The 10568-nt window shown below is 60.4% G+C and carries 26 protein-coding genes; all 26 read right to left on the bottom strand.

The window, feature by feature from the left end:
- Positions 1-157 precede the first annotated feature (157 nt).
- On the bottom strand, positions 158-376 hold the full coding sequence (locus tag B1991_RS14615; RefSeq protein ID WP_136259412.1) for a MerR family transcriptional regulator: 219 nt from the start codon (positions 374-376) through the stop codon (positions 158-160).
- A complete protein-coding gene (locus B1991_RS14610; RefSeq protein ID WP_136259411.1) occupies positions 373-561 on the bottom strand; it encodes a hypothetical protein in 189 nt (62 codons plus the stop codon). The genes B1991_RS14615 and B1991_RS14610 overlap by 4 nt, the downstream gene beginning before the upstream one ends.
- Positions 558-782 carry a hypothetical protein gene (locus tag B1991_RS14605; RefSeq protein WP_136259410.1) on the bottom strand — a complete coding sequence of 75 codons (225 nt, stop codon included), beginning with the start codon at positions 780-782 and terminating at the stop codon, positions 558-560. Before B1991_RS14605 ends, B1991_RS14610 begins: the two co-directional genes overlap by 4 nt.
- A gap of 46 nt (positions 783-828) precedes the next feature.
- Complete coding sequence (locus B1991_RS14600; protein WP_136259409.1) at positions 829-1194, bottom strand: hypothetical protein; 366 nt, start codon at positions 1192-1194, stop codon at positions 829-831.
- Positions 1191-1481 (bottom strand): hypothetical protein, encoded by a 291-nt coding sequence (locus B1991_RS14595; RefSeq protein ID WP_136259408.1) that lies wholly within the window; start codon positions 1479-1481, stop codon positions 1191-1193. The genes B1991_RS14600 and B1991_RS14595 overlap by 4 nt, the downstream gene beginning before the upstream one ends.
- Positions 1474-1779 carry a hypothetical protein gene (locus B1991_RS14590; RefSeq protein WP_136259407.1) on the bottom strand — a complete coding sequence of 102 codons (306 nt, stop codon included), beginning with the start codon at positions 1777-1779 and terminating at the stop codon, positions 1474-1476. The genes B1991_RS14595 and B1991_RS14590 overlap by 8 nt, the downstream gene beginning before the upstream one ends.
- A 103-nt stretch (positions 1780-1882) precedes the next feature.
- On the bottom strand, positions 1883-2125 hold the full coding sequence (locus B1991_RS14585; RefSeq protein WP_136259406.1) for a hypothetical protein: 243 nt from the start codon (positions 2123-2125) through the stop codon (positions 1883-1885).
- Positions 2126-2228: 103 nt separating this feature from the next.
- Complete coding sequence (locus B1991_RS19190; protein WP_136259405.1) at positions 2229-2420, bottom strand: Lar family restriction alleviation protein; 192 nt, start codon at positions 2418-2420, stop codon at positions 2229-2231.
- Positions 2421-2496: 76 nt separating this feature from the next.
- The gene (locus B1991_RS18775) at positions 2497-2667 is read right to left on the bottom strand and encodes a hypothetical protein (protein WP_168709673.1); all 171 of its coding nucleotides are present in this window, start codon (positions 2665-2667) and stop codon (positions 2497-2499) included.
- Positions 2668-2970: 303 nt separating this feature from the next.
- Positions 2971-3489 (bottom strand): hypothetical protein, encoded by a 519-nt coding sequence (locus B1991_RS14575; protein ID WP_136259404.1) that lies wholly within the window; start codon positions 3487-3489, stop codon positions 2971-2973.
- 2 nt (positions 3490-3491) lie between these two features.
- On the bottom strand, positions 3492-3689 hold the full coding sequence (locus B1991_RS14570; protein ID WP_136259403.1) for a hypothetical protein: 198 nt from the start codon (positions 3687-3689) through the stop codon (positions 3492-3494).
- On the bottom strand, positions 3682-4224 hold the full coding sequence (locus tag B1991_RS14565; RefSeq protein ID WP_136259402.1) for a hypothetical protein: 543 nt from the start codon (positions 4222-4224) through the stop codon (positions 3682-3684). Before B1991_RS14565 ends, B1991_RS14570 begins: the two co-directional genes overlap by 8 nt.
- Positions 4225-4292: 68 nt before the next feature.
- The gene (locus tag B1991_RS14560; RefSeq protein ID WP_136259401.1) at positions 4293-4721 is read right to left on the bottom strand and encodes a single-stranded DNA-binding protein; all 429 of its coding nucleotides are present in this window, start codon (positions 4719-4721) and stop codon (positions 4293-4295) included.
- A complete protein-coding gene (locus B1991_RS14555; protein ID WP_136259400.1) occupies positions 4718-5617 on the bottom strand; it encodes a lambda exonuclease family protein in 900 nt (299 codons plus the stop codon). Before B1991_RS14555 ends, B1991_RS14560 begins: the two co-directional genes overlap by 4 nt.
- Positions 5614-6216 (bottom strand): ERF family protein, encoded by a 603-nt coding sequence (locus tag B1991_RS14550; RefSeq protein ID WP_136259399.1) that lies wholly within the window; start codon positions 6214-6216, stop codon positions 5614-5616. Before B1991_RS14550 ends, B1991_RS14555 begins: the two co-directional genes overlap by 4 nt.
- A gap of 125 nt (positions 6217-6341) precedes the next feature.
- Complete coding sequence (locus tag B1991_RS14545) at positions 6342-6740, bottom strand: hypothetical protein (protein ID WP_136259398.1); 399 nt, start codon at positions 6738-6740, stop codon at positions 6342-6344.
- A 233-nt stretch (positions 6741-6973) separates the two neighbouring features.
- Positions 6974-7249, bottom strand: coding sequence for a hypothetical protein (locus B1991_RS14540; RefSeq protein ID WP_136259397.1), 276 nt, complete (start codon positions 7247-7249; stop codon positions 6974-6976).
- 63 nt (positions 7250-7312) lie between these two features.
- On the bottom strand, positions 7313-7642 hold the full coding sequence (locus B1991_RS14535) for a hypothetical protein (protein WP_136259396.1): 330 nt from the start codon (positions 7640-7642) through the stop codon (positions 7313-7315).
- 88 nt (positions 7643-7730) lie between these two features.
- Positions 7731-8087: a hypothetical protein gene (locus B1991_RS14530; protein WP_136259395.1), complete on the bottom strand. Its 357-nt coding sequence runs from the start codon at positions 8085-8087 to the stop codon at positions 7731-7733.
- A complete protein-coding gene (locus B1991_RS14525; RefSeq protein WP_136259394.1) occupies positions 8084-8473 on the bottom strand; it encodes a hypothetical protein in 390 nt (129 codons plus the stop codon). The genes B1991_RS14530 and B1991_RS14525 overlap by 4 nt, the downstream gene beginning before the upstream one ends.
- Positions 8470-8736 carry a hypothetical protein gene (locus B1991_RS14520; protein ID WP_136259393.1) on the bottom strand — a complete coding sequence of 89 codons (267 nt, stop codon included), beginning with the start codon at positions 8734-8736 and terminating at the stop codon, positions 8470-8472. Before B1991_RS14520 ends, B1991_RS14525 begins: the two co-directional genes overlap by 4 nt.
- Positions 8733-8870 (bottom strand): hypothetical protein, encoded by a 138-nt coding sequence (locus B1991_RS18770; RefSeq protein WP_168709672.1) that lies wholly within the window; start codon positions 8868-8870, stop codon positions 8733-8735. Before B1991_RS18770 ends, B1991_RS14520 begins: the two co-directional genes overlap by 4 nt.
- Positions 8867-9037: a hypothetical protein gene (locus B1991_RS18765; protein WP_168709671.1), complete on the bottom strand. Its 171-nt coding sequence runs from the start codon at positions 9035-9037 to the stop codon at positions 8867-8869. Before B1991_RS18765 ends, B1991_RS18770 begins: the two co-directional genes overlap by 4 nt.
- Positions 9034-9447: a hypothetical protein gene (locus B1991_RS18760; RefSeq protein WP_168709670.1), complete on the bottom strand. Its 414-nt coding sequence runs from the start codon at positions 9445-9447 to the stop codon at positions 9034-9036. Before B1991_RS18760 ends, B1991_RS18765 begins: the two co-directional genes overlap by 4 nt.
- Positions 9444-9650: a hypothetical protein gene (locus tag B1991_RS14510; protein WP_136259391.1), complete on the bottom strand. Its 207-nt coding sequence runs from the start codon at positions 9648-9650 to the stop codon at positions 9444-9446. The genes B1991_RS18760 and B1991_RS14510 overlap by 4 nt, the downstream gene beginning before the upstream one ends.
- A gap of 266 nt (positions 9651-9916) precedes the next feature.
- Positions 9917-10564: a helix-turn-helix domain-containing protein gene (locus B1991_RS14505; protein ID WP_168709669.1), complete on the bottom strand. Its 648-nt coding sequence runs from the start codon at positions 10562-10564 to the stop codon at positions 9917-9919.
- Positions 10565-10568 lie beyond the last annotated feature (4 nt).

The following is a 10568-nucleotide window of genomic DNA, read 5'->3' as shown; positions in this document are numbered from 1 at the left end:
CAAATTTGGCACACTGGCATCGGGATCGGCAAGGATTGCGCGGGATTCCACGGGATCTGGCGACGGCTGAAATAAGGCAGATATGCACGAAAACAACAACTTGAGTCCGTGGGACGTATCGGTTGCGCCCATGATGGACTGGACCGACAACTAAGCCTTATGCGGCTTTCGCGCCCATTGGTACGCTGGCGGTACGGTCAAGATAGTCCGCAATGTCCTGGACGCGCCAGATTCCGTCATCGGTTGCGCGCGGGAACGTGCCAAGCGCCATCCGGTTGCGGATCGTCTGCGGCCTCTTGTCCAGCAGCGCGCAGACCTGCCCCATAGTCAACGTCACGCTGTTGAATTGAGCCATCAGCAGGAACGTCGTGTTCACGATTCGCCCGCCTCCCTGTTCGCATGCACCGGACAATCCGCCGAGTACACGAACAGTCCAGCCACGCCCATGTAGCCACGCCCGCGCCCGTTGTCCATGCGTGGACAGGTGCAGCCAATCGCTATGGCCGCGTCGCTTCCCGGATTCGGCGTGTCGCGCAAGGACTTGTCGATTTCAACGGTCATTCGGGCTGCTCCGGTGTGCGTATGTTGATTTCACTGCATCCGGAAATGCCGTCGTCCTTCCACTTGAACACGTCGCCGACCGTCACTTCTTCCGGCGTGAATTTATCCGCCATCATGTCGCATATGGCGAGCCACATGGCGAAGTCGCATAGTGCCGCGACGCGCTTGTCTGGCGGGACGGACAGGAAATCCTTGATGCTGCGGATCTCGTAAACGTCCATCACTCAATCTCGCCGTTATCGTCACGGCACATTTCAGTCAGCAGTTTCATTCCCCATCCTCCCGCGCGCTGTTGTGCATGGCAGTGTCGATGGAATCGCGTGCTGTTCCGATCTGCATAACGCGATGCAATCGACCATCCAGCGTGATGTTGATGGCGTTACATTCCAGCCAATCCATTCGCGCACTGTCCTTCACCGCCTCCGCAATCTCGGCGTGGTGGGTGCGGAATAGGTTGACTAGCGCGATGATGAATGCAGCGTCGTTAGGCTGTCCGTCAGGGCCGTCGCCCCCGAACATGAGGCCATTAATCAGCATCGGTTTGCCAGCATCTCGGCGCCAGACCCAATCCCCCGGCGTCGCCTTCTCCGCCAGCAACGCCACCGCCTCCAGGTCTTTGAGCAGGTTAGTCATGGCGTGGCGCCCTCATCAAGTTGCAGCGGCATGACGTTGAAACCGTCGTGGCCGTTCGCATCACCGGCTGGGTGTGCGCTACGCCACTCGTCGTATGCCTTTTCCCACGCGTCGAATTCCTCGTCGGATGCGCTGTCGCCCGGATACGCCGGTTTGATGGTCTGATAGGCAGCAATTTCAGCCAGCAGCGCTTGCGCGTCAGCTTCGGAAGCAAACGCCTTGATCGGGTCGTATGGGTATTCGTAGCAGTCAAACCCGTACACCAAGAACACGGTTCGCTCAGACATGCCCGTTCTCCGAAAGGTGGGCGGTGATCAGTTCCACAGTTGCTGGTGCCTCGCGGCCGAACCACTCGCATCCCGCGATATCCCGAAGCATTGCCTCGGCCTTCTCGGCTCTAGTGCAAGTGTCGCGAACCTGCCACATGAACTTGTCCGCCTTATCCTGCAATCTCTCGTTCTCCGCCTCCAGCTCGACAAGGCGGGCGCGGATAACGTCCCATGTGTTCTTGACCGCGAACACGCGCTCGTACGTGCCGCAGTACTGGTCTGCCCGCGCCACCGCCTTACTCACGTTCTTGTCCATAATCATTCCTATCGTGTTTGCCACCGTCATTACCGCGCAACCGATTGATGCCGCGCCGATTTAACGGTTGCTTAGATGTGTTATCAGGCAAATGTGCCGTATATCAGGTGTTAGGCGGCATGCCATGCGTGCACCAGCAATAGCCGGCTGTCCCTGCCGTAATCTCGGGCACCGCGGCCAGTACAGCCTCAACCTTGCGAGGTGGGATGCGCGCAACAAGACGATCATTGCCGACACGCTCGAAGTTTCGGATCGACAAGTGCGGCTTGAGCCGTTCAAAGTTTGTTTGTGCTTCAGCCATTGGCCCAAGGTCAACAAGAGTGTGCCGGTCATGGTTTTGTGCCATCCCGTTTTCCATCCAAAACCCAGGCATTTCGTTTCTCCTTAGCTTCGACTCGCCTAACACTGCGCTCGAGCGGACAACGTACCGTTGCCGCTCAACTTAATCGTTATGCGGCAACGCGCGCCGGCTTGTTCCAGATCGCAACGGCCTTTTCTGAGTCCATTTCATCCCCGTCAGTTACTGTGCTGCCATTGGCATCACACTCGTTGCATCGCACGAACCAAGCAGATCCGCTGCAAACTAGCTCGACGTGAGTGCTTCCGCAAAATGGGCAAGGTAATAAGTCTTTGTTGCTCATGTATCGCTCCGTTGGTGGGTTGCCGCATAACACTACGTTCGAGCGGATTCGCTACGCTCACCGCTCAACTTGGTCGTTAGGCACTATGCAGCGCGTCCCAAATTTCCTCGCCAAGCTGCGCTTCAACTTCGTGACGGCAATTAGGCTGTGCGCGAATCTTCTCTAATGCCGCTTTCATTGCGTTGCGTTCTGCTTCGAGGCGTTTCGCGCAATCAATCAATGCTTGTGCTGCTGGGCTACGTTCCATTTCCGTTCTCCTATTAAGTTCCTTGCCTAACCCGTCATTCCACCGGACGGGCGATAAAGCCGCCCGCCTGTGAATTCAGGCGTTAGGCGTCAAACGCATCGCGTCGCATCTCAGCGCGCCATTCGGCCCTTTGCTCGTCCTGCGCATGGCCTCTTTGCGCGCTGCGTCGCAGTCGCCGCAAATGTCATGCGCAGGTCCGCCGATGAATATGCAGCCGCAGTCATGGCACTCGCAGCCGCCGGGTTCCGTTGTTGCTCGATCCTTGCTCATTTTCGTTTCCTCGTGTTGCCGCCTAACACTGCGTTATTCATTCCTCGGGCTGGGCGGGGCGGGGAGTGGTTGCCAGATCGTGGGCTTACACTCCCACCACAGATCGTGTCCGTTGTCTTCGGGGCCGTGCCAGTGATCCCTGTCCCAAAAGGCGATGACGGGTTGCGTCAGTGGCTGATCGCTGTGCGTGCCAACGGCATACGTTCCGCCGCAGATAAGGATTTCCGTCTTGCCTTTCGGCGCCGTCGCAATCGGCATCCACCCCTCCGCCTGCGCTGGCTGGGCGAGATGGGCGTCCAGCGTAGCTATTGCCTCATCGAACAGGTCGGAGCCTTCCGGCTGCTTCACACGCTCGCGGGTTGTCACGAATACGCGCATCGCGGACAGATACTGCACAGCCTCTCTCGGCGTCATCTTCTCGGCCATGTCACTCTCCTTCGGCTGACGGATCATTTCCGCCGTGATCGCCCATCGGCATCCCTCGGTGTGACAGATGAAACCGGGGCTGATGTAGGGCATCTGCGCGCACCGGGCGCATGGCTTGGGTTGCATGGTCACTCTCCTTCGGGCTGGGTGGGCTGTTGGGCGGCACGGAACCGGCTCGGGCTCCAGTCGCAATACGTGTCGGTTTCGACGTGACCGAACATCGCCTTGCAGCGGTAGATGTGCACGCAGTCGCCGCACGTCATGCCAGCCGGCAGACGCATCTTGTCCGGGTCGGCCGGATCGTAGTTGAGCGGGGCATCAGCCACGATCCACCTCCCCGGACTCCGCAGAGAGGGTGGTGGCAGGACGGCGGCACTTGGAGCAGCGTGTCGGGTTGATGCCGTCCGTCACCCATGTGTGCTGACAAACCTCCCCGTCCGCACCGGACTCCGCAGAGGAGGCGGCGTGGTACTTGGCTGCGCACGGATGCGTTTCGGCTTGGTAATAGCCGTGACCGTTGTATCCGCACAGGTAGCAAGGGGCTTTCTTAAACCGTGCGCGATCTATCTCCACCTCCCCGGACTCCGCAGAGGGGGCGGCGGCGAGCATGGCTCGGTATATGTCCAGCATTTCGACTTCGCGCGGGCCTTCCCCATCCGCAGAGTCTTGCTCGTTCATCATCGCTTCAAGCATTACGCGCGTCGGCTCACGCGGCACCAGAACGTAACCATCCGGCACCCCGGCGGGCGAGGCTGCGGTGGCAGGGCGGGTGTAGAGGGGCACAACCTCTGTCCCGTCAGAACACTTGTCCGCGTACTCACGGGCCTCATGTTCTGTGTCGAATACGGTGCTTAGATTCAAGCGCCTATCCGATGGGTAGCGAAGCGACCACACCTCTGCCACCGCGTCACCCTGCTCCTGTATGGCCATCACCACAACTGCCGGCGCGGGATCGGGGCAAACGGAATCTCGTCGCTGTCGAAGCCGCCCGTTGCCGCATCGCCATAGCTCGCGTCGGCATGCTGTGCCGGCTTCGATTCCTGGCGCGGGCGTTCGGACTGGCCGGACTTCGCGCCCAGCTTCACTTCCTTGACGTCCACGGTGATGTACGTCTTGCCCTCGTACTCACGCGTGCCAAGCTCACCCTGCACCATGTGCTTGCTGCCCTTGACGAGGTACGGAGCCAGCTTCTCGCCACGGTCGCCCCAAATGGAGCAATCCAGCCAGATGGTTTTCTTGTTGTCGCCGAAGCCGCTGTCAATCGCGGCGCTGAATCCGGTAACGGCTTTGCCTGCGGCAGTGTGGCGTACTTCGGCGTCTTTGCCGAGGGTGACCAGATCGGTGAAGTTGATGCTCATGCGGAAATCCTCACTTGAAAAACGGTGGTGGGCTTGCCCTGATACGCGGACAAGTCAGCGTCGGGCAACAGGTCCTTGATGGCCTTCGCGTAGGCGATGGAGCCGGCGCGTTCGGTCTTGATGACGTTGACGCCGCAGCCCTTGCCGCCAGTGGGGGCCAGTGCCAGCAGGGCTTCGCGCGCGGCCTTTTCCGCGTCCGCAGCAACCTTTGCCGCCTCGGCTGCACGCAGGTACGTGTCGGCGGCTTTGCGCCACGCCGCGTCAGCACGTTCCACCGCGCCAAGGAACGGTAGCGCCGCATCCTTGAACGCTACGGCTTCCATGAGCTGGCGATAGAACGCATCCAGCTTCGGTAGCACGGACGGCAGCCATTCGTCGTCACGCTCCACGCGGCTGATATGGATGCGCCCGTCACGATCCAACACCACGAAGTCACACCAATCGCGCCCGGTCACGGCAAGCTGCAACAGAACCTGCGGGCGGTAGTACGCCACGTCGTCAATGTGCGTGTACTTGCCGCGATAGGGCGCCTTGCACTCCAACATACCGTTGTCGCCGACCAGGCCATCCGGCGTCACGGCCAGCCAGTCAATCGTCGGATGCAGCACGCACTCGCCGCCGCCGTAGGTCATCACGCCTCGCTCGCTCTCATACGCGGCCAACGCATCCGGTTCGTGCTGCTGGCCGTAGGCGGTCGCCTCGTTTCCGACAAACTCGCGCTCGCACTCGCCCCAGTCGGGATGATGTTCGCGCACATATTCCCTAACCATCTCGCGAAGCACATCGCCGGGCTTGCTATACGGGTTTTCGCCCAGCACGGCGGCAACACGCGAGCCAGTGATGCGGGCAACGCGCAATGGAGACAGGCCATTCTCCATCTTCAAAAGCGCGTTCATGCGGCCTTCGCCAGCTTGTGCTTGGCGGCGGAATACGCGGCTCGCGCCTTCGTCTTGCCAGCGGCAGACAGTCCGGACGTGGCAAGCTCCTTCGCCAACGAATCCAGCGCGGCCAGCGAATCCGCGCCAGTCAGCGCGTCAACCCATTCCTGCGCAGCAGCGTCGTCAGCGGTGTTGTCGCGCTCTGCCGCTTTCGTGGCTGCATTGCCGTCGTCATCCTCCGGCGCGATGCCCGCCAGCGCCATGAGCGCATAGCGCCTGGCATACGTCAGCGCGGAGCCTTCGCCCTGCGGGTCGTTCTTGACCGGGTGCACGGGGTACGTGCTGCCGATCCACTGTCCGCTGGTGTGCAGGAACCGGGTATGCAGCACGATGCCGCGCTCGCCAATATCGGTTTGCTGCGTGTAGTAGATGCCATTGGTCAGCAGCGCTTCGTTCACCGCCTCGATTGCCGAGTCCAGTGTGGTGTAGGTGCTGACCTTGCCGTCCGGGCGCTTGAACGCCGCGTTCTTGGCGTCTTTCACGGCGGCCTTGAAAACCCCGCGCGCAGCGATCAGCGACGGGACAATCAGGTCGATCTTTTCACTCTGCAATTCCATGTCATTCTCCGCGCCGTGCGGCGTAATCGGTAATCGGATCGGGTTCGTTTTGCTCGCTTGCGTAAATCTCTGCCTCGTCCATCAATGTCATTGCCGGTATAGCGACCGGCTCGCGTTGGGATGGGTTAGGCGGCCCGGGCTTCTGACTTCGAGAAAGTGCGCACCGTCATCACTTTCTGCTCTTCGACGCACGCCAGCGCATACGCCTCGCTCATCCAGTCAATCGACTCCGGCTCGGCGTGTTTGCCGCCGCCGTACCAGTAAGTCCAGCCGATCCACGATCCATCAGCCATCTGCGTGGCTACCGACTTCGATTCGTAATGCCGCGAACTTGGTGGCGCGATATTTGTCTCGACCTGACCTTCGCGAAACTCCATTTCGAAGTCTTGAAGTTGATATTCGCCGCTGCTTGCTTCGTACAGTTCGTCGATGTTCTCTTTGGTAACTGGCTCGGCAATGGACACAGCCTCCTGCTCAATTGCCTGAGCGAGGATCGCGCTTTTAATCATCTGTTCCGGGCTCATCTCAATTCCTCACCGGCTATCCGGCGTTGTGAATGGGTGGCAGTGATAGCGAGCGCCAAGGCGACGGGTTGGCTACCGCGCGGGACTCATCCCGCTATCACTGCCGTAGATTGTTAGTTTCCGGTCATCGCGCAGACCGGGACGCGCTGAATGCATCGGGTAGGAGACGCTTGGTAGCTGGCCCGATCATCCAGTGCCGGTGTTAAGCCACCGCCGGCTGGGCTTGTGTTTGGTTATTCGGTGCATGAATATCTCTGCGGGCAGCACGAGCTTCCGGCGCACTCGTTTGGCTTGAAACAAAATGCCGGACATCTGCCGTTCACAGGATGGTCGAACTGCCAGATGACCGGGTTCGCGGGGTAGGGCAGCACCTCGGCATCGGGCTTGTACTTGTCGCCGGCAACCGTTTTGCCAGTCAGCTTTTCTGCGATGATCTTCGCGTCATACGCGTTTGATCCCTCGCAATAGCCGGCGCTTCCATCGGTGAACTTGAGCCAGAAACCTTGCATCACGCACCTCTCAATAACCGCGTACTGAATAAAATCTGTGCCTGCCGGGTGGCTGGCGTGGTGTTAGGCCGACTCGGCCAAGCTAAGCTCGTCCTTAAGGCTGGCAATCTCCGACTCAAGGTCACTCACTTGACGCTTCAAATCGTCTCGCTCGCCCTCTGCTTCCATCTTGTCGCTGATTGCCGAACACAAAGCCTCGCGGAGCTTTTCCGTTCCGACTTTTTTCACTTTCTCGCAAAGCATGTCTATGGCCCTTTCAGCCTCATCCTCACAGCGCGGGGCAACCATGTCCTTTATTTCCTCCCATGCGTCAGAGAAGGCTGAATCGACGTCAGGGCACGTCTCGCTGCAATAGCCCTTCGACTCATTGAAGCCATGTATGTGGCGACTCATCACGCGCACCTCTCGACACATGGCGGGAAATAATCCGGATCGTTCGCGGCGATGCCGGCAACGATGGGAAGAAATGCCATGCGTGCCATTACACTTCGCCCCACGCTTTTTCGGTCTGCGCCTCGGCGTCCTGCACGGCGCGCTCACGGATGTAATGCCGCATCGCCTTGCGGATCAGGTGCATGCACGCGAGGTCATCCGTCGCGTTGCGCACGTCCACCAGGAACTGCGCGGCCTTCGGGTCGCACTTGTAGCGCTTGTCATATTCGCCGATGGTTCCGGCGGCGTCGGCGAACGCGTCGGAAAGGATTTCGGGGTCGAACTGGTAGCTGACTTCAAGCTCGTCGGCCAGCTTTTGCGCGTACTGGTCGCGCGCATCGTCACGGCCCATCCGGGCGGCGTAGGAATCGGCGGCGCGGGAATTGATGCAGGGCAGGGCGTTCATTTCGTTTCTCCCGTGGCCTTGGCGATGGCGGCGGTGCGCTTTCGCTCCATGGATCGCACATGCAGCAGCGCTTCGTCATAGCGCCCCGCTTCGATGCACTCGGCAGCCATATCCATCTGCACGGTTGCGTTTCGGAGTTCTTCCAGCAGCACTGGCGCGGCGGCGATCAGTCGGGCGTTGGCCTCGGCCTCGTGCGCTCCGAACGGCCTTGTTCCATCCTGAGAGCCGCTTACCGGGTCAATGCGGTCTGAAAAATTCCAGACGTATGCAAGCTGCTCAACGCCGTCAGCGTCGATGCGATAGCCGCCGTGATCTACCGTTCCATCGCTGAATGTGTGGCCTTTGTCGAACCGGATTAACCACTTGCCCGGCGTATGCCCGCTCATGGCTGCGTCCTCAAGAACATGACCAGCTCATGCACGGGCGCCGTATCCCAGCACAGGCCGATGACAAACACCCCGGCCAAGATCGCGCCGGCAATCGCCAACTTCATCGGCGACAGATCGTCATGCCTGCGGCCGTATTTCGGTTCCGGCGCCACGTTGATCTTCGTCGGCGCGCGATACTCCAGCTTGCCGCTGCGAAACTCGCTGCGCTTCGTGCGGGGTTCGCGCATGTCCTGGATTTCCTGATAGCGGGCGGCGTTCATGATTGTTCCTCCTTTGCTTGGCGCGCTTTGTAGTCGCGTTGGGCGTGATGGAAAGCGATGGCAAGTGACAACAGGGCTTGCAGCTCCGCGTCGGTCAGCGCATAGGGGTCGGCAAGGTAGTCGCGGGGTTTCATCCCACCACCTCGTTCATCAGTTCGATAAGTTCGCGCACCGTCAAATCAGCAGCGGTGCGCGGAAGGATCAGCTCGGCGAGGGCGCGCTGGCTCGGCCCGTTCCAACCGGTGACGGCGGACAGGTCAAAGATGGGTTGCAGCACGCGCATGGTGTCGGCGGGGTTCATGCCTCACCCCGCTTCGTCAGCGCTTTTACCAGTGCGGACGCCCTGACCTTCTCGTACTCGGCCCATGCGGGCGCCGTGGCATTCTTGTACTCGGCCCGTGCGGGCGCCATGGCCTTCTCGTACTCGGCCCATGCGGGCGCCGTGGCATTCTTGTACTCGGCCCGTGCGGGCGCCATGGCCTTCTCGTACTCGGCCCATGCGGGCGCCGTGGCATTCTTGTACTCGGCCCGTGCGGGCGCCGGGATCAGCCGCTCAAGCCAGAAGACATGCAGTCCGGCTTTGATGGCCTTCGCCATGTTGCGCGGCCCGATCTTGGCCTTGTCGCCGAACGTCGCAACGAACAGGTCGCGCTGGTCCAGGCACGCGTGGTTGTCCACGAGGTCGGTGAGGGTGATGTGTGTGCGGCTCATGCCTCACCCCGCGCCGCGAGGCAGTGGGCAGCGCCGGCAGTCAGCGCGTCGGCGATTTCCATCGCCTGTTCCGGGGTCAGCGCGAGGTCGGATGCCTGCACCGCGTCGTTGTACGTGCCGAAGATCACGCCGCTCGCGGACGCTTTCACGTCGGCGTGAAGGTCAGCGCGAATCAGGATGGGGCCGGATGCCCAGGTCTGCATGTGTCGTTCTCCCGTGCCGGTTGTCGGCGTGGGAGTAGACTACGATAAATCGGAATACGTTGTCAACGAAATATCGTAACAAATATGCAACGACGTGGTTTAGTAATTAGCTCAAGGCAAAGAAAAGCCCGCCGAAGCGGGCTGGGCGGGCGAATCAGCCGCGCAGTGTGCAGCGGCGGTTCTCGATCGGGCCTAGCATGAATATGGGCGGACGCTCTCGCGGCGGATCGGCAGGCGCCGACTTCTTGACAATGTGCAGCGCCGGTCTAGCGCTTTCCACCTTTCCCAGTTTTTCGTCCAACAGTGCCCGCAACTGGCACATCCGTCCCTCGTTCATTCCCTGTCGCCCCCTGTGGCGATGTAAGAGCCGCGCTGAACGCCACCGTATTCTCGGGGACTGGCCGCTCCTTCATGTTGATGTATAGCTCGTAGCAAAGCACGAAGTGTGCCGCGTGCTCCTCATTCCGTAAGTCAAACCCGCCCGGCACGTTTTTCCAGCGTTCGGCAAGAACTGTTGCCAGTTCCGCAATCCTCTCAGGGTCAAGTCGCATGGGTTGCGAATGGCTGTCTGCCGTCGGGTAGACGTAGTGATCCTCCTTGCCGGTCTCCAGGTAAGCCGGGGTCACGTCCAGCGCGTCAGCGATGCGGTGCAACCGCGTGGACGACTTAGCCTTACCCGACTCAAGGTCAGCCAGCCCCGTATAGGACAGCTCGACCGCGTGGGCCAGGTCCTTTCTTTCGATGCCTTTGGCTTTGCGAAGCCGCAGGACGCGATCGCCAATAGTTTCCATACGGGTATTGCGCCGAAATTCCGTTACGAAAGGTCGTTGACAGACACTACGATAAATCGTAGGATGAGGTATGGAAACGAAGTCTTGGTCAGAAAAGGTAGGTGTGCTCAGGGCGTCCGGCATGACG

It is taken from the genome of Rhodanobacter lindaniclasticus (genome assembly GCF_004799035.1).
GTDB lineage: Bacteria > Pseudomonadota > Gammaproteobacteria > Xanthomonadales > Rhodanobacteraceae > Rhodanobacter > Rhodanobacter lindaniclasticus.
This window is presented reverse-complemented; position numbering and strand designations above follow the sequence as displayed.